This window comes from Rhodococcus sp. As11 (genome assembly GCF_048957735.1).
Classification (GTDB): domain Bacteria; phylum Actinomycetota; class Actinomycetes; order Mycobacteriales; family Mycobacteriaceae; genus Rhodococcus; species Rhodococcus gordoniae.
In genome coordinates this window covers 159345-180253 of sequence record NZ_JARDJE010000008.1, presented here as the reverse complement: position 1 = coordinate 180253, position 20909 = coordinate 159345, and the positions used below count along the sequence as shown (strand labels likewise).

Sequence of the window (20909 nt, the reverse complement as noted above, 5' to 3'; positions counted from 1 at the left end):
CCGCCCGAGCATCCACGCCCGCCGGGCGAGCTACTCGGCGGTGGGATCGACGGCGACGACACCGCGGCGCACCGCCCCGACCGCCTTGCCCGCGGTGCGGGCGAGCTCCGGATCGTCCGCGCAGGTGCGGATCTGGTCGAGCAGATCGATCAGCTGCCGGCACCACCGCACGAAATCCCCGGGCGAGAGTTCCTTGCCGGCCGCCTCCGCGGCGACGAGCGCCTCGGTCAGCGACGCGGTGGACGCCCACGTGTAGGCGGCGGTGACGAATCCCAGATCCGGTTCCCGGGTGGGGGGCAGCCGGTGCCGGATCTCGTCGGCCCGCAACCCGTCGCAGATCCGGGTGGTCTCGGCCAGCGCGTGCCGGATCGGCCCCGTGGGTCCGACGACGGTGACCGGCTCGTCGGTGCGCGACTCGTAGATCACCGCCGAGGCGACCGCCGCCAGCTCGGCGGCGGACAGTCCCGCCCAGGCGCGGCGGCGCACGCATTCGGCGACCAGCAGATCCGACTCGGTGTAGATGCGGGCGAGCCGCTCCCCCGCCTCGGTGGTCGCCGGATCGGCACCCTCGGTGAGATAGCCACGTTCGGTGAGCAGCGCGACGATCTTCTCGAAGGTGCGCGCCAGCGAATCCGTCGCCGCGGCGGCCTTGCGACGCTGCTGCTGCGTCTCGCGCAGCAACCGGTGGTAGCGCTCCCCGACACGCGCGAGCGCATCGAGATCGGGATGCTTGCGAGCCGGATGGTGCTTGAGCTCGCGGCGCAACGCGTCGATCTCGCGGGTGTCGCCCTTGGCCTTGCTGCGCTTGGGACGGCGCGGCGGCACCAGGCCCTTCGATCGCAGCGCCGACGCGATGTCGCGGCGCCCGCGGCCGGTGCGGTGATCGACGTGCCGCGGCAGCCGCAACGAGCCCAGCACCGTCGCCGGCGTCGGGAAATCCCCGGCCGAGAGGCGACCGGACCAGCCGTCGGCGGTGACCACCTGCGGCCGCGGATCGCCGGCGTCGGTGTCCGGCAGAACCACCACCGCCAGCCCGGTGTGTTTGCCGGCGGGTACCGCGATGATGTCGCCGCGGCGCAGAGGCACCAGCGACGCCACCGCCGCGGTCCGCCGATCCTGCTTTCCGCGCCGCTCGTGGGCGCGTTCGGCGTCGGTCAGTTCGGCGCGCATCCGCAGATAGTCGAGGATCTCGCTGTCCTCACCGCCGAGCTGGTCGCGCAGCTGCGCCAGGGTGGTCTCGTTGCGGTCGATGCCGCGTTTGAGCCCGACCACCGACTTGTCGGCCTGGAACTGGGCGAAGGACATCTCGAGCAGCGCCCGCGACCGGTCCACGCCGACGGCGTCGATGAGGTTGACCGCCATGTTGTAGGACGGGCGGAACGAGCTGCGCAGCGGGAAGGTGCGGGTGGAGGCGAGCCCGGCGACCGCGGCCGGCTCGACGCCCGGTTGCCACAGCACCACCGCGTGGCCTTCGACGTCGATGCCGCGACGCCCGGCGCGGCCGGTCAGCTGCGTGTACTCGCCGGGGGTCAGTTCGGCGTGGGTGTCGCCGTTGAACTTGACGAGTTTTTCGAGCACCACGGTGCGCGCCGGCATGTTGATGCCCAGCGCGAGGGTTTCGGTGGCGAACACCGCCCGCACCAGCCCACGCACGAACAGTTCCTCGACGGTGTGCCGGAAGGCCGGCAGCATCCCCGCGTGGTGGGCGGCGATGCCGCGTTCGAGGGCGGTGCGCCACGACGCGTAGCCGAGCACCTCGAGGTCGCCGCGCGGCAGGTCCCGGGTGTGTTCGTCGACGATCCGGCGGATCTCGGCGGCTTCGGTCTCGTCGGTCAGATGCAACCCCGAGCGCAGGCACTGCTGCACCGCGGCGTCGCAGCCGGCGCGGCTGAACACGAAGGTGATGGCGGGCAGCAGACCGTCGCGGTCGAGGCGGGCGATGACCTCCGGGCGCGGCGGCGGCCGGAAGCGGGGGCCGCGTTCGCCCCAGCGGTCCATCCCGGACAGGCTCTGCCGTTGCCGCACCGCCGACGCCAGTTCGGGGTTGACGACGATGTCGCGGCGCCGCCGGGTCGGGGCGGTCTCGGTGTCGGCGCGGCGGTCGAACAGGTCGTAGATGCGGGAGCCGAGCATCATGTGCTGGTGCAGCGGGATGGGCCGCACCTCGTCGACGACGACGGTGGTGTCGCCGCGCACCGTGGTCATCCAGTCGCCGAACTCCTCGGCGTTGGACACCGTCGCGGACAGCGACGCCAGCCGCACGTCCTCCGGCAGGTGCAGGATCACCTCTTCCCACACCGCGCCGCGGAACCGGTCGGCGAGGAAATGCACCTCGTCCATCACCACGTGGGTGAGCCCGATCAGGGCGGTGGACGACGCGTAGATCATGTTGCGCAGCACCTCGGTGGTCATCACCACCACCGGCGCATCGGAATTGACGGATTGGTCGCCGGTGAGCAGACCGACCGAGTGGCGGCCGTGCCGGGCACACAGGTCGGCGTACTTCTGGTTGCTCAACGCCTTGATCGGGGTGGTGTAGAAGCACTTGGAGCCGGCCTGCAGCGCCAGGTACACCGCGAACTCGCCGACGACGGTCTTGCCGGCGCCGGTGGGGGCGCACACCAGCACCGAATGGCCGCCCTCGAGGGCGCGGCACGCCTCGATCTGGAACGGGTCGAGGGGGAACCCGAGTTCCGCGGCGAAGTCCGCGAGCTGCGGGGTGACGGCGAGCGGAGCGGCGCCCGAAGCGTCGTCACCGCCCGCACCGGGCACGAGGTCGCCGATCACAGGGTGTCGGAGTAGTCGGTGCGGGCCGGGTCGGTCCGGACGGTGTCGGTGGGCGCTGCCGGCTCCACCGGGCTCGGCGCGGCGATCGTCGAGCCCTCGTCGTCGTCGAGATCGGCCCAGCCCTCGGATCGGGCCTTGCGGGCGCGACGCCGGTCGGTCACCCGGGCGATCTGGATGGCGAACTCCACGAGCAGCGTCAGCGCCAACGCCAACGCCAGCATCGAGAACGGATCCTGGCCGGGGGTGGCGATGGCGGCGAAGACGAACACCGCCATGATCAGCCCCCGCCGCCACGCCGCGAGTTTCTCGTAGGACAGCACCCCCACCCCGTTGAGCGCGACGATCACCAGCGGGATCTCGAAGGACACCCCGAAGATCACCAGCAGATTGAGGAGGAACCCGAAGTATTCGGCGCCCGACAGCGCGGTGACCTGCACGTCGTTGCCGACGGACAGCAGGAACGACAACGCGTGGGAGATCACCAGATAGGCCAGCACCGCGCCGGTGACGAACAGCGCCGCCCCGCAGGTGACGAAGCCGATCGCGTAGCGGCGTTCCTTGCGGTACAGGCCGGGGGTGACGAACGCCCACAGCTGGTACAGCCACACCGGGCACGCCATCACGATGCCGGCGGTGGCGGCGACCTTCAGGCGCAGCATGAACTGTTCGAACGGGCCGGTGGCGAGCAGCCGGCACGAGCCGTCGCTGCTCAGATCGGCGCGGGCCGAGGCCGGCAGGTCGCAGTAGGGGCCGCGCAGGATCTCCCCGAGACTGTCGAGGCCGAACAGGCTGCGGCTGTACCAGACGAATCCGAGGATGGTGGTGAGCACGACCGCGGCGAGAGCGATCAGCAGACGCGTGCGCAATTCGTAGAGGTGCTCGACCAGCGACATGGTGCCGTCGGGGTTGGTCTTGCGCCGGCTTCGGCGCGGATCGAACGGGATGCGCACGGTGCGGTTCTCAGCTCCTGTCGAGACCACCGGCGCTACGGCGTGCCGGGGTCAGCGGAACGCCGGGACACCCGCGGTGGGCGCCCCGGCAGGATGAACGTCGGTCAGGCAGACCGCGGTTCGGTGTGCGTGTGCGGCGCGGCGGGATCGGTCGTCGGCTGCGCGGCCGGCAACGGATTCGGCGCCGGCTGCTGCGGCGTGGCCGCCCGGGCATCGTCGTTCTGCATCTCCTTGACCTCGCTCTTGAAGATCCGGAGCGAACGACCGAGACCGCGTGCGGCGTCGGGCAACTTCTTCGAACCGAAGAGAATCACGACCACCAGCGCCACGATGGCCCAGTGCCAGGGGCTCATTGCACCCATTTACAACAACCTCCACTGATCGGCTCCGATCGATGCTACCGGACCTCGAGCACACCCCGAGGGCCCGAGCAGGTGTATCCACCCACAATTTGCGGAGGATTCACAGAGATGTTCCCCCACCCCGGCGTCACGAGGACGGGCCCGTGCCGCGGGCCGCGTCCTCCCGGTCGAGATCGGCGTAGGCCGCCAGCGCCGACTCGGCCCGCGCCCGCACCGCCGCCCGCAACGGTGGCGGGTCGAGCACCCGCACGCCGGCGCCGAGCCCGACGAGCAACCGCGCCATCCACGCCGGCGAGGCATACCGCATCGACGCCTCACAGCTGCCGTCGGAGCGCACCTGCACCTCGGTGAGCGGGTAGTAGTCGAGCAGCCACGTGTAGGCCGGGGCGATGCGCAACCGGGCGGCGGGCAGCGACGGGTCGCCCTCGAACAGTTCGAGGTGCTCGTCGTCGGTGATCGCCCGGTGCGGGGGCCGGGCCGGCTCGTCCAGCACGGTGGCGGCGTCGATGCGGTCGACACGGAACAGTCGCACCCCCTCCGCGCTGCGGCACCAGGCCTGCAGATAGGCGTGCTCGTCGATGATCACGATGCGGATCGGGTCGACGTCCCGTTCGGAGACGGTGTCGCGGGACGCCGAATAATAGGTCACATGCACGGCACGGCCGTCCCGCACCGCGGCCCGCACCTGCCCGGCCGCATCGGAATCCCCGGCCGTCCCCGGCTCCGGATCGGCGACGATGTCGGCGGGGGTGGCGGCGGTCCCGGCCGCCGCCTCGATCTTCGCGATCGCCGCCTGCGCCGCCGACGGATCGACCACCCCCGGCATCTCCTGCAGCGACCGCAACGCCACGAGCAGCGCGGTGGCCTCGGTGGAGGTCAACCGCAGCGGCCGGTCGATACCGGCGGTGAAGGTCACCACGATGCTGTCCTCGGAGAACGACAGGTCGATCAGGTCGCCGGGGCCGTAGCCGGGCAGCCCGCACACCCACAGCTGGTTCAGGTCGTCCATCACCTGCTTCGGGGTCACCCCCAGATCGCGGGCCGCCTCCGCCGCGCTGATCCCCGGGTGCGCCAGGAAATACGGCACCAGATTGAGCAGTCGTCCCAGCCGCGCCGACAGTCGTGTGCTCATCGACCCTCCTCCCCCGCATCCGTTGCCGCCCGCTCGAGGATGCGCTGCACCTCGGCCCGCAACTCCGGCGGGTCGAGCACCAACGCGTCGGCGCCCTGCCCGGCGACGATCCGCGCGATCCACTCCCACGAGCGCACCGGCACCTCGAGTTCCGCCCCGTCCCGGTCGCCGACCGCCCGCGCCGCGCCGGGCCGTCCGAGCCGGCGCAACTCCCAGGCGCGTCCGTCCGCCACCCACAGCCGAGCCGAACCGGTCACCTCCGCCGGGGAGGTCGCCGCCAGCACCCGGGCCCGCAGATCCACCCCCTCCGGGATCTGCACCGCCCCCTCCGGGCCGATGGCGGTGACCTCGTCGCCGATGCGGGACAGGCGGAAGGTGCGCACCGCATCGCGGTCACGGTCGTGGCCGACGAGATACCAGCGGCCGTGCACGGTGACCACACCCCACGGTTCGACGGTGCGCGTCGACCACGGCTCGGTGGGGGAACTGCGGTGGGTGAAGCGCACCGCCCGCCCCGCGTCGATCGCGGCGAGCAGCGCCGTCAGCGCCGGCTCGGAGCCGCGGGCGCGCGGCGGCAGCGGCGCCACCACCTCCCCGCCGTCGGTGTCGACACGGATCCCGGCGGCCCGCAGCTTGAACACCGCGCCCTGCGCGGCGGCGGTCAGCTCCGGCGATTCCCACAGCGCAGCGGCGACGGCCACGGCGGCGGTCTCCTCCCGCGTCAGATCGATCTCCGGCAGCTCGTAGGCGTCGCGGTTGATGCGGTAGCCCTCCACCGTCGACGACCGCGACGGCCGGCCGGTCTCGAGCGGCACCCCGAGATCGCGCAGTTCGTTCTTGTCCCGCTCGAACATGCGGCTGAACGCCTCGTCGCTCGCGCATTCGGAGTAGCCGGCCACCGAGGCCCGGATCTTCTCCGCGGTCACGAACTGTCGGGTGGACAGCAGCGCGATGACCAGATTCACCAGCCGTTCGACTTTCGAGATCGCCACGGGCCAACCCTAGTGCCCGCGCGCCGCCGGCACCGCATCACCGCCCATCGGATCGGACCGCACGGTCCGATCCGATGGGCACCGGTGCTCACATGGAGGCGATGAGCCGTTCGACGCGTTCGTCCACCGACCGGAAGGGGTCCTTGCACAACACGGTGCGCTGCGCCTGATCGTTGAGCTTCAGATGCACCCAGTCGACGGTGAAATCGCGGCCGGCGGCCTGCGCGGCGGCGATGAAATCACCGCGCAGCTTCGCCCGGGTGGTCTGCGGCGGGGTGTCCACCGCCGCATCGACGGACTCGTCGTCGGTCGCCCGCGCCGCCAACCCCTTGCGTTGCAGCAGGTCGAACACGCCGCGGCCGCGTTTGATGTCGTGATACGCCAGGTCGAGCTGGGCGATCTTCGGATCCGACAGTTCCATGCTGTAACGGTCCTGATAGCGCTGGAACAGCTTGCGCTTGATCACCCAGTCGATCTCGGTGTCGACCTTCGCGAAGTCCTGCGACTCGACGGCGTCGAGGACACGGCCCCACAGGTCCACCACCTGCGCGACATGCGGATCGGGTTCGCGCTGGTGCAGATACTCCACCGCCCGCGCATGATATTCACGCTGGATGTCCAGGGCGCTGGCCTGCCGGCCCCCGGCCAGGCGCACCGGGCGCCGACCGGTCAGATCGTGGGAGACCTCGCGGATCGCGCGGATCGGGTTGTCGAGCGCGAAGTCCCGGAACGGCACCCCGGCCTCGATCATCTCGAGCACCAGCGCCGCCGACCCCACCTTGAGCATGGTGGTGGTCTCGGACATGTTCGAATCCCCCACGATCACATGCAGCCGCCGGTACTTCTCGGCGTCGGCGTGCGGTTCGTCGCGGGTGTTGATGATCGGCCGCGACCGGGTGGTCGCCGACGAGACACCCTCCCAGATGTGCTCGGCGCGCTGCGACAGGCAGAAGGTCGCGGCCTTCGGGGTCTGCAGCACCTTCCCGGCGCCGCAGATCAGCTGCCGGGTCACCAGGAACGGCAGCAGCACATCGGAGATGCGGGAGAACTCGCCGACGCGGGCGACGAGATAATTCTCGTGGCAGCCGTAGGAGTTGCCCGCCGAGTCGGTGTTGTTCTTGAACAGGAAGATGTCGCCGCCGATGCCCTCTTCGGCCAGACGCTGCTCGGCGTCGATGAGCAGTTCCTCGAGGACCCGCTCACCGGCATGATCGTGTTCGACGAGCTGGAGCAGGTCGTCGCACTCGGCGGTGGCGTACTCGGGGTGCGAGCCGACATCGAGATACAGTCGCGCCCCGTTCCGCAGGAAGACGTTCGAACTGCGCCCCCAGGACACCACCCGGCGGAACAGATAGCGGGCCACCTCGTCGGGGCTCAACCGGCGATGCCCGTGGAAGGTACACGTGACGCCGAACTCCGTCTCGATACCCATGATTCGTCGCTGCACACTTCGACAGTACCGCGCAAACCCGACCCCCATGGGTGGCAACGACATCTACGGTTCGAGGTGTGATTCTTCGCGAGCACTACCGCACCGCCGACCGGGCCCTGTTCGACCGTTCCGGGGCGCTGCGCCCGTCCCCCGCCGACCCGCTGTTGCGTGATCTCGGGCGCGCCGCCAACCACAGTGTGCTGTGGATGGCGTGCGCCGCGGTGTGCGCGGCCGCCGGGGGACACGCGCGGCGCGGCGCGGTGCGCGGCCTGCTGTCCGTGGCCGGGGCCAGCGCCCTGACCAACGGGCTGCTCAAACCGCTGTTGCCGCGGCGCCGCCCCCCGGCGCGCACCGACCCGAAGTTCCTGCGCCGCAGCGTGCCGATCCCCCGCTCGTCGTCGTTCCCGTCCGGGCACTCCGCCTCGGCGGCGGCGTTCGTGACCGGGACCGCCCTCGAATCCCCTGTGGCCGGGGCGGTCCTGGCACCGCTGGCCGCGGCGGTGGCCTATTCCCGGGTGCACACCGGGGTGCACTGGCCCGGCGACGTCGTCATCGGCGCCGCGGTCGGGGCGGGCGTGGCGTGGTCCACCCGCCGCTGGTGGGCGGTGCGCAGCCGCGAACCGGCCGCCGTGCAGGTCGCGGTCGCCGCGCCCGCGCTGCCCGGTGGGGAAGGGATGCTGCTGATCGTCAACCGCGATGCCGGCACCGCCGAGGAGATCGCCGCGGTCGTCACCGCCGCCCTGCCCGGGGTGCATCGCGTCGACCTCGACGCCGACCACGACCCGCAGGACGAACTGGCGCGGCTGCTGGCCGAGCACCGGCCGACGGCGTTGGGGGTGTGCGGCGGCGACGGCACCGTCGCGGCGGTGCTCGACGCGGCCGTCGACGCCCGGTTGCCGGTGGCGGTCTTCCCCGGCGGCACCCTCAACCACTTCGCGCACGATCTCGGGGTGAGCGACCTGGACGAGACGGTACGGGCGATCACCGGTGGGCAGGCCGTCGCGGTGGGACTCGGACAGGTGACGGTGACCGGACCGGCCGGTCGCACGGTGCGGCGGTTCGTCAACACCGCCAGCCTCGGCGGCTATCCGGACGCGGTGCGGTTACGGCAGCACTGGGAACCGCGGATCGGCAAGTGGCCGGCGGCGGGCCTGGCGATGCTGGCGGTGCTGCGCACGGCGAGCCCGATGCCGGTGCGGATCGACGGCACCGGGCGGGCGGTGTGGTTGCTGTTCGTCGGCAACGGCCGCTACACCCCGGGCGATCAGGTGCCGATGTCCCGGTCGCATCTGGATCCGGGCACCCTGGATGTGCGGTACCTGCCGGCCGAACGCCGGTTCTCGCGGCTCCGGCTGCTCGCCGCCGCCGCGACCGGCACCCTCGGCGCCTCCCCGATGTATCGGCATCGGCACAGCCCGGCCCTGGCGGTGCAGGTGATCGGGGATCCGGTGGCGTTGGCCACCGACGGGGAGGTCCCCGCCGACGGCACCGGATTCGACTTCGAGGTGGTGCCGTCGGCGTTGACGGTCTATCGGCTCGCGGTGGATCAGCCCGCGTCGGTGCCGGCCTCGGGAGCCGGCTCGGATCCCGGTGTCTCCGACGCCGCCGGCTGAGCCGAACCGGTGGGCAGCAGCGCATCGAGCGCCGCCCCCGCGATGCGGCGGAACGCGCGGCGCGGACGCTGCTTCTCGAGCACCGCGACCTCGAGTTCGCCGCGGCCGAGCAGCCGCGGCGCCGCATCGGCGGTGGCCGGCTGCTGCAACGCGGTGACCGCCACGGCGACCGCCTCGTCGAGCGGCAGACCGGCCTTGTAGGACGAGCGCAGCGCGGTGACGATCGGCTCGGTGTTACCACCCATCACCACGAACTGCGGTTCGTCGACGATCGACCCGTCGTAGGTGATGCGGTACAGCTGCGGGCCGTCCTCGGTGCCGGCGCGACCGACCTCGGCGACGCAGATCTCCACCTCGTAGGGCTTCGGCTGCTCGGTGAAGATCGTGCCCAGGGTCTGCGCGTAGGCATTCGCCAACGCCCGCCCGGTCACGTCCCGCCGATCGTAGGAATAGCCGCGCATGTCGGCGTGCATGATCCCGGCACGACGCAGATTCTCGAACTCGTTGTACTTGCCGACGGCGGCGAAACCGACCCGGTCGTACAGTTCGCTGATCTTGTGCAGCGCCTTCGACGGGTTCTCCGCCACCAGCAACACCCCGTCGGCGTAGGTCAACGCGATCACCGAGCGACCCCGGGCGATGCCCTTGCGGGCCAGCTCCGAACGATCGCGCATGATCTGCTCGGCGGACGCATAGTACGGAAGTGTCACCGGGCATCTCCTGCGGTGCGGTCGGCCACGATGCTGCGGGCCAGCTCGGACAGGGTTTCCTCCGCGACCGCCACGGCCCCCGCCGCGGTGATCACCACCGCCGTCGGGTAGATTCCGCGGGTGGTGTCGGGGCCCCCGGTGGCGGTGTCGTCGTCGGCCGCGTCGTACAGCGCCTCGACGGCGGTGCGCAGCGCGCTCTGCTCGTCGGCGTCGGCGCGGTAGAGCTTCTTCAGCGACGACCGGGCGAACAACGAACCCGAGCCGACCGCGTGATAGCCGGCGCGTTCCTCGTAGCGGCCACCGACCACGTCGTACGACACGATCCGCCCGGCGCGGTGCGCGTCGGGAGCGTCGAGGTCGACACCGACCAGCAGCGGCACCACGGCCAGACCCTGCATGGCCGCACCGAGATTGCCGCGCACCATCGACGACAGCCGATTGGCCTTGCCGTCGAAGGTCAGCGGCACGCCCTCGATCTTCTCGTAGTGCTCGAGTTCGACGGCGAACAGCCGCACCAGTTCGATCGCCAGGCCCGCGGTGCCGGCGATGCCGGCCGCCGAATAGTTGTCGGTGATGAACACCTTGTCGACATCGCGGGAGGCGATCAGGTTGCCCATCGTCGCGCGCCGGTCGCCGGCGAGCAGCACACCCCCGTCGAAGGTCAGCGCCACGATGGTGGTGCCGTGCGGGGCGAGGTCCACGTGGTCACCCCGTTCGAACCGGAACCGGTTCTCCGGCAGCATCTCCGGGGCGTGCATGCGCAGATGGTCGGAGAACGACGACAAGGGCGACGCGAGGTGCAGCCTCGGCTGCACCTCGCGGAAGGGAAGAGAGGACCGTTCGGCTGTCACTGGCCACCTTTCTGCACATATGCCCGCACGAAGTCCTCCGCGTTCTCCTCGAGCACGTCGTCGATCTCGTCGAGAAGATCGTCGGTGTCCGAGGCGAGCTTCTCGCGACGCTCCTGACCGGCACCGCCGTCACCGACGACCTCGTCGTCGTCTCCGCCACCACCGCGTGTGGTCTGCTCCTGTGCCATCGCCGCCGACCTCCTCCTGTACTCGGCGCGGAACCGTCACCGGTCGACGATCGGTGTGGTCACCGCTGCTTCGAACTCCTACCCTACCCAGCGAAACGGTCCGCCGGTGGCGACACGCGTACTCGCGGCACACGATCGGGCCACCACCACACCCCGGGACGACCGTCAGTGGGTGAGCTGATCGACCAGTTCGGCCGCCGACTGCGCCGTCTCGAGCAACTCCCCGACATGCGCGCGGCTGCCCCGCAACGGCTCGAGCGTCGGGATGCGCACCAGCGACTCGCGACCCAGATCGAAGATCACCGAATCCCAGCTCGCCGCCGCGATATCGGCCCCGAAGCGGCGCAGGCACTCGCCGCGGAAGTAGGCCCGGGTGTCCGACGGCGGGGTGCGCACCGCGTCGAGCACCTGCTGTTCGGACACCAGCCGCTGCATCGACCCGCGGGCCACCAGGCGGTTGTACAGGCCCTTGTCCAGGCGCACATCCGAATACTGCAGGTCCACCATGTGCAGGCGCGGCGCCGACCAGGACAAGCCCTCCCGGTTGCGGAAACCCTCGAGCAGCCGCAGTTTCGCCGGCCAGTCCAGCAGGTCCGCGCATTCCATCGGGTCGCGTTCGAGCAGGTCGAGCACCATCGCCCACTTGTCGAGGATGTCGAGGATCCGCTTGTCCTCGGTGCCGTCGTGGAACTTCGCGACCCGCTCGTGGTAGATCCGCTGCAACGCCAGGCCCGTCAGCTCCCGGCCGTCGGCGAGCGCGACGGTCTTGCGCAGCGACGGATCGTGACTGATGTGATGCACCGCGGTGACCGGGCGGGCCAGCTGCAGATCCGACAGGTCGATGCCCGCCTCGATCAGGTCGAGCACCAGCGCCGTGGTGCCGACCTTGAGGTAGGTGGACATCTCCGCCAGGTTCGCGTCACCGATGATCACATGCAGCCGCCGGTACTTGTCGGCGTCGGCATGCGGCTCGTCGCGGGTGTTGATGATGCCGCGCTTGAGGGTGGTCTCCAGACCGACCTCGACCTCGATGTAGTCAGCGCGCTGCGACAACTGGAAACCCGGCTCGTCGCCGGACTGCCCGATCCCCACCCGCCCCGAGCCGGTGATCACCTGCCGGGAGACGAAGAACGGCGTCAGGCCCGCCACCACCGCGGAGAACGGGGTGTCGCGGTCCATCAGATAGTTCTCGTGGGTGCCGTAGGAGGCGCCCTTGCCGTCGACATTGTTCTTGTACAGCTGCAGCCGCGGCGCGCCGGGCACACTCGACGCGTGCCGCGCCGCGGCCTCCATCACCCGCTCACCGGCCTTGTCCCAGATCACCGCGTCCAACGGGTCGGCGACCTCCGGTGCGGAGTACTCCGGGTGGGCGTGGTCGACGTACAACCGCGCCCCGTTGGTGAGGATCATGTTCGCGGCGCCGACCTCGTCGGCGTCGATGACCGGGGCCGGGCCGTTGAACCGGCCCAGATCGAAGCCCCGCGCGTCACGCAACGGCGATTCGACCTCGTAGTCCCAGCGGGTGCGGCGGGCGCGCGGCACCCCTTCGGCCGCCGCATAGGCCAGCACCGCCTGCGTGGAGGTCAGGATCGGGTTCGCCGATGGCTCGTTGGGTGAGGAGATCCCGTACTCGACCTCGATACCGATGATCCGCTGCATGCCGTCGAGCCTAGGCGATCCGGGCGGTCCTGGTCGTGGACCACCCCGCCGCCCCGATCAGGGGGCCCGCCGCGGGGTGCAGTCCAGATAGCCGGACGCCCCGATCGCCCGCAGCGCCATCCGCACCGGCAGCGGCGCCCAGCTCGCCTGCGGATCGTTGCCGAGCCGCGGCGCGGTCACCGGTACCGCCTCACCCCGGGTGTGCACCACCGCGCTCCCGGCGGCGCGCACGTTGCGCACCCAGTCGGTGTCGGCGCCGTAGGTCAACGCGATCCGCAGATCGTCCCCGACGCCGAACAGCAGCACCGGGGTGCGGAAGATCCGGCCCGAGCGGCGACCGCGATGCTCGACCACCGCGGTGCCGGGCAGCAACTGCGCGAACGGGGTGGTGACCCGGTTGGTGACCACCTTGTTGAACCGGGCCATTGTGCGCGGCAGCGGCATGACCGGTCCTCCCCCCGGAAGAGCGCGGCGGCCGGGCCTTCCGGATCGGGGAAGGCACCGCCGCCGCGGTCGAGTCCTACAGGTACTGGCCGGTGTTCGATTCGGTGTCGATCGCGCGGCTCGCGCTGGCGTTCTTGCCGGTGACCAGGGTGCGGATGTACACGATCCGCTCGCCCTTCTTCCCCGAGATCCGGGCCCAGTCGTCCGGATTCGTGGTGTTGGGCAGGTCCTCGTTCTCGGCGAACTCGTCGACGATCGAATCGAGCAGATGCTGCACCCGCAGACCGGGCGCCCCGGTCTCGAGCACCGACTTGATCGCGTACTTCTTCGCCCGGTCGACGATGTTCTGGATCATCGCGCCCGAGTTGAAGTCCTTGAAGTACAGGACCTCCTTGTCGCCGTTGGCGTAGGTCACCTCGAGGAAACGGTTGTCCTCGGACTCGGCGTACATCCGCTCGACGACCCGTTCGATCATCGTCCGCACGCACGCGACCCGGTCGCCACCGAACTCGGCGAGATCGTCGGCGTGCACCGGCAGGCTCTCGGTCAGGTACTTCGAGAAGATGTCCTGGGCGGCCTCCGCGTCCGGACGTTCGATCTTGATCTTCACGTCGAGGCGGCCGGGCCGCAGGATCGCCGGGTCGATCATGTCCTCCCGGTTCGACGCGCCGATGACGATGACGTTCTCGAGCCCTTCGACACCGTCGATCTCGGCGAGCAGCTGCGGCACCACCGTGGTCTCCACATCGGAGGACACCCCCGACCCGCGGGTACGGAAGATCGAGTCCATCTCGTCGAAGAACACGATCACCGGGGTGCCCTCGGACGCCTTCTCCCGGGCCCGCTGGAAGATCAACCGGATGTGTCGCTCGGTCTCACCGACGAACTTGTTCAACAGTTCCGGGCCCTTGATGTTCAGGAAGAACGACTTCGCTTCCTTCGAATCGTCGCCGCGGGCCTCGGCGATCTTCTTCGCCAGCGAATTCGCGACGGCCTTCGCGATCAGGGTCTTACCGCAACCGGGCGGGCCGTACAGCAGCACACCCTTCGGTGGGCGCAGCGAGTACTCGCGGAACAGGTCCTTGTGCAGGAACGGCAACTCCACCGCATCGCGGATCTGCTCGATCTGCCGGCCCAGACCACCGATGTCGCCGTAGCCGACGTCCGGGACCTCCTCGAGCACGAGATCCTCGACCTCGGCCTTCGGGATCCGTTCGAAGGCGTAACCGGCCTTGCTGTCGACGAGCAGCGAATCACCGGGGCGCAGCGTGAACGAATTCTCGTCGTCGACGAGGGCGTCGGTCTCGACGTCGGCGGCCGCCGCGGCCAGCGGCGCCGCCAGCCACACGATGCGTTCCTCGTCGGCGTGCCCCACCACCAACGCCCGGGTACCGTCGTCGAGCACCTCCCGCAGAGTGGTGATCTCCCCGACGCGTTCGAAACCACCGACCTCCACAACGGTCAACGCCTCGTTCAACCGCACCGTCTGACCGGGCCGGAAGGTGTCGAGTTCGAGATTCGGCGACACCGCGACCCGCATCTTGCGGCCCGAGGTGAACACGTCGACGGTCTGGTCGTCGAACGTCTCGAGCAACACCCCGTAGCCGCTCGGCGGCTGGGCCAGCCGGTCGACCTCCTCCCGCAGCGTGATCAACTGCTGACGCGCATCCTTGAGGGTCTCGAGCAGTTTGCCGTTGCGGACCGTGAGGGATTCGAGCCGGGTCTCGAGGTCGCGTACCTGATCGGACGGTTCGCCGAGCCGACGACGCAAGGTCGCCACCTCCATGCGCAACTCATCGATCTCTCGTGCCGCCGCAACCGCATCCGGCTTCTCTGACGAGCTCATAGCGACTCCCTCCACTGTCGGTCATTCCACGCTACCGGGACATCGCCCGGCATGGGGGAGGACACGAAACAGTCGTGTTCCGAACATGTGTCGCGTGCGGGACGCACCATGGCACCACACCCCCGATCCACTGTCGGGCTTCCCGAGACCGTGAGTCGACCGGTCCCCTCGAAGGTACTCTCCCGTGATCCCGCCCCCGCCGGGTCCCGCAGGTCGGCGTCGGCTCAGCCCTTGCTGGGCCGACGCTGCGGCTTCGGGGTCTCCACCCCGTCCTGCAGCCGCCGGGCACTGACCAGAAACGCGGTGTGCCCCTGCATCCGATGCTCCGGCCGCACCGCCAGCCCCACCACGTGCCAGCCGCGCACCATCGACTCCCACGAGCGCGGCTCGGTCCAGCAGGTCTGCTCCCGCATCGCCTCGACCACCCGCGACAGCTGCGTCGTCGTCGCCACATAGACGATGAGCACCCCACCCGGCACCAGCGCCTTCTTCACCGTCTCCAGCACATCCCAGGGCGCCAGCATGTCCAGCACCACCCGATCGACCCGCCCGTACTTCTCCACGTCGTAGTCCGCCAGATCCCCGAGCACCGTCGTCCAGTTCGCCGGGCGCTCCCCGAAGAACGTGTCGACATTGCGCTCGGCGTAGGCGAGATGGTCCTCGCGCACCTCGTAGGAGATCACCCGGCCGCCCTCCCCGACAGCGCGCAGCAGCGAACAGGTCAGCGCCCCGGATCCGGCGCCCGCCTCGAGCACCGTCGCGCCGGGGAAGACATCGCCCTCCTGCACGATCTGCGCGGCGTCCTTCGGGTAGATCACCTGCGCACCGCGCGGCATCGACATCACGTAGTCCACCAGCAGCGGCCGCAACGCCAGATAGGGGGTGCCGTTGGTGGAGGTGACCACCACACCCTCGTCGGTGCCGATCAGATCGTCGTGCAGAATCCCGCCGCGGTGGGTGTGGAACTCCTTGCCCGGCTCGAGCACCACGGTGTACTTGCGGCCCTTGGCGTCGGTCAACTGCACCCGGTCCCCCACCTGGAAGGGTCCGCTGCGCCCGAGTCCGCCTACTGCCATCGCCGTGTCCACCTTCGTTCCAGCCCCGCACCCGCGCACGGGCACGCGGGTCCGGCACCGTGTCGGACCCGCGTCCTAGCCTGCCAGGTGTGACCACAGCTGCGCCCACACCCCCCGCCGACACGACGCGGCCGGTCGCCCTGTCCCCCTCCCGCGCCGCCGACTTCACCCGCTGCCCGCTGCTCTACCGCTTCAAGGCCGTCGACCGGCTCACCGCACCCCCGACCCGCGCCCAGGCGCGCGGCACCGTCGTGCACGCCGCTCTCGAAGCACTGTTCGCGCTCGACGGACCGGCCCGCACCGCCACCGCCGCGCAGACCCTGCTGCCCGACGCCCTGGCCCGGATCCTCGCCGCCACCCCCGATCTGGGCGTGGACGCCGACGACGCGGGGTTCCTCGCCGAGGCCGCCGCGCTGCTGAGCACCTACTTCACCGTCGAAGACCCCACCGCCGTCGTCGCCGACGGCTGCGAACTGCGGGTGGAGACCACCCTCGACGGCGACGTCCCGCTGCGCGGCATCATCGACCGCCTCGATGTCGACGCCACCGGCGCGGTGCATGTCGTCGACTACAAGACCGGCCGCGCCCCGTCTCCGCGCGGCGAGCGGGCGGCGCTGTTCCAGCTGAAGTTCTACGCGCTGATCGTGTGGCGGCAACGCGGCCTCGTCCCGGCCTCGCTGCGGCTGCTGTATCTCGGCGACGGTCAGGTGCTGCACTACCGGCCCGACCCCGACGAACTGCGCCGCTTCGAACGGATCGTGCGGGCGATGTGGACGACGATCCGGCAGTTGCGCGGCAGCGGCGACTTCCGCCCCAATCCCGGCCCCGGCTGCCGGTGGTGCGATCATCGGGCATTGTGCCCGGCATTCGGCGGTACCCCACCGCCGTATCCCCTCGACAGCCTTGCGGCGCAGTCGACGTCGGGTGCGCCCCACCGCATCGAGCAGCAGGAGAATCCCGAATGAGCGACGCCGCCTACTACGTGCCGGTCCCCCGGCCGGCCGGCCCCACCGGCCCGGCCGACGACATCGAGATCGCGGTGTTCCGCCCCACCGACCGCACCGTCAGCACCTGGGGCCCGCACCTGCAGCACGGCGCCCCGCCCTCGGCGCTGCTCGCCCGCGCCATCGAACGGCACCGGCCCCGCCCCGACACCCGCCTGACCCGCCTGACCGTCGACCTGCTCGGCCCCGTCCCGCTCACCGACCTCGAGGTCCGCACCCGCATCGAACGGCCCGGCCGCCGCATCGAACTCGTCGTCGCCGAATTGTGGGCCACCGCCCCCGACGGCACCCACCGCCCGGTGGCGCGCGGCACCGGCTGGCGCCTCGAAACCGTCGACCTGCCGGCCGTGGCCCGCACCTCCGAGACCCCGCTCCCGGCCCTGGGCAGCTTCGAACCCCACGCCCCGCACGCGTCGTGGCAGGGCGGCTACATCGACACCGTCGACTGGCGCATCATCGTCCCCTTCGGCACACCGGGCCTGTCGTCGGCGTGGGTGCGCGGCGAGATCGCCCTCGTCGAAGGCGAAACCCCCAGCGGCCTCGACCGACTGATGAGCGTCGCCGATGTCGCCAACGGCGTCGGCTCCAAACTCGACCCCCGCGAGTTCACCTTCCTCAACACCGACCTGACCGTGCACCTGTTCCGCGCCCCCGAGTTCCGCGAACAGGACTGGGTGGGGATCGCCGCGGAGACGTCCGTCGGACCCGACGGGGTCGGCATGACCGCCGGGCTGCTCTACGACCAGACCGGCGCGCTCGGCCGCATCACCCAGAACGTGCAGGTGCGGCCCCGCTGATCGCGGAGCCGCACCGAGACGACGGGAAGGTGTGCGTCTACTCGGGGGCGCGCATCGCCCGGCACGAGCGGATGTTCGACGCGAGGATCGCGCGGGCACCGATCTCGGCGAGCCGATCCATCACCGCGTTGTGGCCCTTGCGCGGCACCATCGCCCGCACCGCCACCGAATTGTCGTTCGCCAACGGCGAGATCGTCGGCGACTCGAGTCCCGGGGTCACCTGCACCGCCTGCTCGAGCAGGTGCTTGGGGCAGTCGTAATCGATCATCACGTACTGCTGCGCGAAGACCACACCCTCGAGCCGGGCGATCAGCTGGTTGCGGGCCCGATCCGAACGATCCGACCCCTCCCGCTCGATCAGCACACCCTCCGAATCGCACAGCGACTCCCCGAAGGCGACCAGATCGTGCTGCCGCAACGTCCGGCCCGAGCCCACCACATCGGCGATCGCGTCGGCGACGCCGAGCTGGATGGAGATCTCCACCGCCCCGTCGAGCCGGATCACCTCGGCCTCGATACCGCGGGCGGCGAGATCACGACGCACCAGATTCGCGTACGAGGTGGCGATGCGCAGCCCCCGCAGATCCTCGACCGTCCAGTCCCGGCCCTTCGGCGCGGCATACCGGAAACGCGACGACCCGAAACCCAGCGACAGGCGTTCGGCGACCGGCGCCCCCGAATCCATCGCCAGATCACGGCCGGTGATCCCCAGATCCAGCTCGCCGGAACCGACGTAGATCGCGATGTCCTTCGGGCGCAGGAAGAAGAATTCGACGTCGTTGACCGGGTCGATGACCGTCAGATCACGCGAGTCGGTGCGGCGACGGTAGCCGGCCTCCTGCAGGATCTCGGCGGCGGACTCGGACAGCGAACCTTTGTTGGGGACTGCGACGCGCAGCATGACGGATTGGGGTCCTTTCGAACGACGAGCAGAAGCGAGGAAGGGATCTACAGGGCACGGACGGCGGCACCGCACAGCGGGCCGGCGGCCGTCACAGATGCTTGTAGACGTCCTCGGGCTTCAGACCCCGCCCCACCATCAGCACCTGCACCCAATACAACAGCTGCGAAATTTCCTCGGACAGTTCCTCGTCGGACTGGTACTCGGCGGCGATCCACACCTCACCGGCCTCTTCGAGTACCTTCTTGCCCTGGAAATGCACGCCGGCGTCCAGGGCGGCGACGGTGCCGGAGCCCTCGGGGCGGGTCGCGGCGCGTTCGGACAGCTCGGCGAACAGGGAATCGAAGGTCTTCACAGGGGTCGATTGTTTCATGCCCCGCCGCCGGCCCCGCAGCCAGGACACCGACACCCCTCAGAACTCGAGCTCCCGCCCGCTGACGAACCGCCGCGCCACCCCGCTGACCGGATCGGTGAACTCGAGCGACCGCGCCAGCAACCGCAGAGGATCGGTGAAATCGTCCGCCCCACGCGGCCGGAACCGCGGATAGAAGTTGTCCCCGACGATCGGCACCCCCAGGGACATCAGATGCAGCCGCAACTGATGGGTGCGGCCGGTGCGCGGACACAACCGATAGCGGGCCAGCTCCCCGCGCCGCTCGACCACCTCGATGCGGGTCTCCGAATTCGGCTCGTCGGCGAACTGCTCGGCCGTCAACTCCCCGTGCCGCTTGACGATCCGGGTGCGCACCACCCGCGGGAACGACAGGTCGGGCCGGTATCCGGCGACCGCCTCGTACACCTTGCGCACCCGCTGCCGCTCGAACAGCTCCTGATAGGGCCGCCGCCACCCCGGATCCGTGGTGCACAACAGCACACCCGCGGTCATCCGGTCGAGCCGGTGCACCGGCACCAGATGCGGCAACTCCAGCTCGCGCCGCAACCGCACCACCACCGATTCACGGATGTGCGCCCCACGCGGAATCGTCGCCAGAAAATGCGGCTTGTCGACCACGACCAGCCCGTCCTCACGGTGCAGCACATGCACCGGGAACGGCACCGGTACCTCCGGCGCCGGATCGCGATAGAAGTACACGAACCGCGTCGGCCGATAGGGGGTGTGCGGTTCGACGCGGCGCCCGTGCTCGTCGACCAACTCCCCCGCCGCCATGCGCGCCGCCCAGTCCTCGTCGGGATGGTCGGCCTCGAGGAACTCCACGACCGTGTCGGCGCCGTGATCGGCGGGCATCCGGATACGGTCCGGGCCGAGCCCGTCGCGTACCGGCAACGGCGCGGCGCGCATCCGGTTACACCTCCACCGGGTCCGGCACACAGCCCTCGCACACCAGAGTCAACTCCCGGCCGCGAACATCCGGATGGTTGCGATACCGCGAGGTGGGCGTGCCGCACAGCGCGCAGCGCCCGATCACCGTCGTCTCGTCGCTGAACTCGACGTTCATCCGCCCGTCGAAGACGTACAGCGAACCCTCCCACAGGCCCTCGTCGCCGAAGGTCTCGCCGTACCGCACGATGCCACCGTCGAGCTGGTAGACCTCCTCGAAACCACGGTTGCGCATCAACGCCGACAGCACCTCACAGCGCACCCCACCGGTGCAGTAGGTCACCACCGGGCGGCCCTTGAGATGGTCGTAGCGGCCGCTGTCGAGCTCGGCGACGAAATCGCGGGTCGTGGCCACCTCCGGCACGATCGCATCCCGGAACCGGCCGATCTGCGCCTCGAACCGATTACGGCCGTCGAAGAACACCACCTCGTCGCCGCGCTCGGCGACCAGCTCGTGCACACCGTGCGGCGACAGATGGGTGCCGCCGTCGACGATGCCGTGCTCGTCGACCTTCACCTCGTCGGGCACCCCGAAAGTGACGATCTCCGGACGTACCTTCACCGACAGCCGCGGAAAATCGTCGCCGGTGCCGTCGGACCACTTGACGTCGGTGTCCTCGAACGCCGCGTAGCCGCGCAACCCACGCACATACTTCTTCACGTCGGCGATGTCGCCGCCGACGGTGCCGTTGATGCCGTGCTCGGAGATCAGGATCCGCCCGGTCAACCCCAGCGACGACGCCAAGGTGTGCTGCCACAACCGGATCGCCTCCGGATCGGGCAGCGGGGTGAACTTGTAGAACAGCACGATCTTCGGAACCGCCAC

At 70.3% G+C, this 20909-nt stretch carries 20 protein-coding genes; 3 read left to right on the top strand and 17 right to left on the bottom strand.

Annotated features, from left to right (window positions below):
* Window positions 1-30 precede the first annotated feature (30 nt).
* The 6 genes from PV766_RS13305 to pafA form a co-directional block, all read right to left on the bottom strand.
* The gene (locus PV766_RS13305; RefSeq protein WP_421097220.1) at window positions 31-2772 is read right to left on the bottom strand and encodes a DEAD/DEAH box helicase; all 2742 of its coding nucleotides are present in this window, start codon (window positions 2770-2772) and stop codon (window positions 31-33) included.
* A gap of 11 nt (window positions 2773-2783) precedes the next feature.
* Window positions 2784-3737 (bottom strand): twin-arginine translocase subunit TatC, encoded by a 954-nt coding sequence (gene tatC / locus PV766_RS13300; RefSeq protein WP_064065511.1) that lies wholly within the window; start codon window positions 3735-3737, stop codon window positions 2784-2786.
* A 104-nt stretch (window positions 3738-3841) separates the two neighbouring features.
* Entirely contained in the window at window positions 3842-4099 is a 258-nt protein-coding gene (tatA, locus tag PV766_RS13295; protein WP_016935046.1) for a Sec-independent protein translocase subunit TatA, read from the bottom strand.
* 127 nt (window positions 4100-4226) lie between these two features.
* A complete protein-coding gene (locus PV766_RS13290) occupies window positions 4227-5231 on the bottom strand; it encodes a helix-turn-helix transcriptional regulator (protein ID WP_129976854.1) in 1005 nt (334 codons plus the stop codon).
* Window positions 5228-6223, bottom strand: coding sequence for a helix-turn-helix transcriptional regulator (locus PV766_RS13285; RefSeq protein ID WP_129976853.1), 996 nt, complete (start codon window positions 6221-6223; stop codon window positions 5228-5230). The genes PV766_RS13290 and PV766_RS13285 overlap by 4 nt, the downstream gene beginning before the upstream one ends.
* 88 nt (window positions 6224-6311) lie before the next feature.
* Window positions 6312-7670, bottom strand: a complete 1359-nt coding sequence (gene pafA / locus PV766_RS13280) for a Pup--protein ligase (protein WP_026003483.1) — start codon at window positions 7668-7670, stop codon at window positions 6312-6314.
* A gap of 62 nt (window positions 7671-7732) precedes the next feature.
* Between pafA and PV766_RS13275 the strand changes: the two genes are divergently transcribed.
* On the top strand, window positions 7733-9268 hold the full coding sequence (locus PV766_RS13275; protein WP_421097197.1) for a bifunctional phosphatase PAP2/diacylglycerol kinase family protein: 1536 nt from the start codon (window positions 7733-7735) through the stop codon (window positions 9266-9268).
* Here the strand turns inward: PV766_RS13275 and prcA are convergent.
* The 7 genes from prcA to PV766_RS13240 all read right to left on the bottom strand — a co-directional run bounded on the left by prcA (window position 9202) and on the right by PV766_RS13240 (window position 16042).
* Window positions 9202-9978 (bottom strand): proteasome subunit alpha, encoded by a 777-nt coding sequence (prcA, locus tag PV766_RS13270; protein WP_064065515.1) that lies wholly within the window; start codon window positions 9976-9978, stop codon window positions 9202-9204. The genes PV766_RS13275 and prcA overlap by 67 nt on opposite strands.
* Window positions 9975-10736 carry a proteasome subunit beta gene (gene prcB, locus PV766_RS13265; protein ID WP_242496748.1) on the bottom strand — a complete coding sequence of 254 codons (762 nt, stop codon included), beginning with the start codon at window positions 10734-10736 and terminating at the stop codon, window positions 9975-9977. Before prcB ends, prcA begins: the two co-directional genes overlap by 4 nt.
* An 89-nt stretch (window positions 10737-10825) precedes the next feature.
* Entirely contained in the window at window positions 10826-11017 is a 192-nt protein-coding gene (locus PV766_RS13260; protein ID WP_006552173.1) for a ubiquitin-like protein Pup, read from the bottom strand.
* A 165-nt stretch (window positions 11018-11182) separates the two neighbouring features.
* Window positions 11183-12676, bottom strand: a complete 1494-nt coding sequence (dop, locus tag PV766_RS13255; protein WP_115311458.1) for a depupylase/deamidase Dop — start codon at window positions 12674-12676, stop codon at window positions 11183-11185.
* A 57-nt stretch (window positions 12677-12733) separates the two neighbouring features.
* Window positions 12734-13120: a nitroreductase family deazaflavin-dependent oxidoreductase gene (locus tag PV766_RS13250; RefSeq protein WP_129976850.1), complete on the bottom strand. Its 387-nt coding sequence runs from the start codon at window positions 13118-13120 to the stop codon at window positions 12734-12736.
* A gap of 76 nt (window positions 13121-13196) precedes the next feature.
* A complete protein-coding gene (gene arc, locus PV766_RS13245; protein ID WP_064065566.1) occupies window positions 13197-14966 on the bottom strand; it encodes a proteasome ATPase in 1770 nt (589 codons plus the stop codon).
* Between the two features lie 224 nt (window positions 14967-15190).
* Window positions 15191-16042: a tRNA (adenine-N1)-methyltransferase gene (locus PV766_RS13240; protein WP_064065565.1), complete on the bottom strand. Its 852-nt coding sequence runs from the start codon at window positions 16040-16042 to the stop codon at window positions 15191-15193.
* Between the two features lie 89 nt (window positions 16043-16131).
* Here PV766_RS13240 and PV766_RS13235 point away from each other — a divergent pair, with 89 nt between their 5' ends.
* Together PV766_RS13235 and PV766_RS13230 are read left to right on the top strand one after the other, a co-directional pair.
* Complete coding sequence (locus tag PV766_RS13235) at window positions 16132-17007, top strand: RecB family exonuclease (protein ID WP_421097196.1); 876 nt, start codon at window positions 16132-16134, stop codon at window positions 17005-17007.
* Window positions 17004-17843: a thioesterase family protein gene (locus PV766_RS13230; RefSeq protein WP_064064104.1), complete on the top strand. Its 840-nt coding sequence runs from the start codon at window positions 17004-17006 to the stop codon at window positions 17841-17843. Before PV766_RS13235 ends, PV766_RS13230 begins: the two co-directional genes overlap by 4 nt.
* Before the next feature lie 37 nt (window positions 17844-17880).
* On the opposite strand, the gene hisG is transcribed toward PV766_RS13230, so the two are convergent.
* The 4 genes from hisG to PV766_RS13210 form a co-directional block, all read right to left on the bottom strand.
* Window positions 17881-18744 carry an ATP phosphoribosyltransferase gene (hisG, locus tag PV766_RS13225; RefSeq protein ID WP_016934618.1) on the bottom strand — a complete coding sequence of 288 codons (864 nt, stop codon included), beginning with the start codon at window positions 18742-18744 and terminating at the stop codon, window positions 17881-17883.
* A 91-nt stretch (window positions 18745-18835) separates the two neighbouring features.
* A complete protein-coding gene (locus tag PV766_RS13220) occupies window positions 18836-19117 on the bottom strand; it encodes a phosphoribosyl-ATP diphosphatase (RefSeq protein WP_172506045.1) in 282 nt (93 codons plus the stop codon).
* 39 nt (window positions 19118-19156) lie between these two features.
* The gene (locus PV766_RS13215) at window positions 19157-20044 is read right to left on the bottom strand and encodes a pseudouridine synthase (protein WP_064064103.1); all 888 of its coding nucleotides are present in this window, start codon (window positions 20042-20044) and stop codon (window positions 19157-19159) included.
* 4 nt (window positions 20045-20048) lie between these two features.
* On the bottom strand, window positions 20049-20909 hold the full coding sequence (locus tag PV766_RS13210; protein ID WP_064064102.1) for a rhodanese-related sulfurtransferase: 861 nt from the start codon (window positions 20907-20909) through the stop codon (window positions 20049-20051).

Coding starts and splice junctions, on each gene's coding strand:
- tatA (WP_016935046.1), bottom strand. CDS start 4,099: ATGGGTGCAATGAGCCCCTGGCACTGGGCCATCGTGGCGCTGGTGGTC.
- PV766_RS13290 (WP_129976854.1), bottom strand. CDS start 5,231: ATGAGCACACGACTGTCGGCGCGGCTGGGACGACTGCTCAATCTGGTG.
- prcB (WP_242496748.1), bottom strand. CDS start 10,736: ATGCACGCCCCGGAGATGCTGCCGGAGAACCGGTTCCGGTTCGAACGG.
- PV766_RS13260 (WP_006552173.1), bottom strand. CDS start 11,017: ATGGCACAGGAGCAGACCACACGCGGTGGTGGCGGAGACGACGACGAG.
- dop (WP_115311458.1), bottom strand. CDS start 12,676: ATGCAGCGGATCATCGGTATCGAGGTCGAGTACGGGATCTCCTCACCC.
- PV766_RS13250 (WP_129976850.1), bottom strand. CDS start 13,120: ATGCCGCTGCCGCGCACAATGGCCCGGTTCAACAAGGTGGTCACCAAC.
- arc (WP_064065566.1), bottom strand. CDS start 14,966: ATGAGCTCGTCAGAGAAGCCGGATGCGGTTGCGGCGGCACGAGAGATC.
- PV766_RS13240 (WP_064065565.1), bottom strand. CDS start 16,042: ATGGCAGTAGGCGGACTCGGGCGCAGCGGACCCTTCCAGGTGGGGGAC.
- PV766_RS13230 (WP_064064104.1), top strand. CDS start 17,004: ATGAGCGACGCCGCCTACTACGTGCCGGTCCCCCGGCCGGCCGGCCCC.
- hisG (WP_016934618.1), bottom strand. CDS start 18,744: ATGCTGCGCGTCGCAGTCCCCAACAAAGGTTCGCTGTCCGAGTCCGCC.
- PV766_RS13220 (WP_172506045.1), bottom strand. CDS start 19,117: ATGAAACAATCGACCCCTGTGAAGACCTTCGATTCCCTGTTCGCCGAG.
- PV766_RS13215 (WP_064064103.1), bottom strand. CDS start 20,044: ATGCGCGCCGCGCCGTTGCCGGTACGCGACGGGCTCGGCCCGGACCGT.